Annotated in this window: 1 pseudogene; it reads left to right on the top strand. The window is 30.8% G+C overall.

The annotated features are described in order from the left end of the window. Positions 1-561, top strand: a pseudogene (locus tag L8W64_RS08890) (methyl-accepting chemotaxis protein); the annotation flags it as partial.

Here is a 561-nt window from a genome sequence, read left to right as displayed (position 1 = left end):
GCCAAAGCCATCAATGAAAACATCACTAAAACTAAAAATGCATTAGAACAAGATGCTAAAGCAGTAGAACAATCAGTTGATACAGCTAAAGAAATAGAAGGTGGTAATCTAACAGCAAGAATAACAGCAATTCCTGCTAATCCTCAATTAATAGAATTAAAAAATGTATTAAATGATATGCTTGATGTATTACAAGCAAAAGTTGGTTCTAATATGAATGAAATCAATAGAGTATTTGATAGCTATAAGGCATTAGACTTTACTACTGAAGTTAAAAATGCTAAAGGTGGAGTTGAAGTAACTACTAATGTATTAGGTCAAGAAATAGTAGCTATGCTAAGACAATCATCTGAATTTGCTTCTTTATTAGCAGATGAGAGTGGTAAATTACAAAGTGCTGTTAAAGACTTAACAGATTCTTCATCTTCTCAAGCTTCTTCTTTAGAAGAAACAGCAGCAGCATTAGAAGAGATTACTTCTTCTATGCAAAATGTATCTCATAAAACTAGTGAAGTTATTGCTCAAAGTGAAGAGATTAAAAATGTTACTTCTATAATAGGT

This window comes from Campylobacter sp. IFREMER_LSEM_CL1097, assembly GCF_025772225.1.
Taxonomy (GTDB): Bacteria; Campylobacterota; Campylobacteria; order Campylobacterales; family Campylobacteraceae; genus Campylobacter_D; species Campylobacter_D lari_D.
This window is presented reverse-complemented; position numbering and strand designations above follow the sequence as displayed.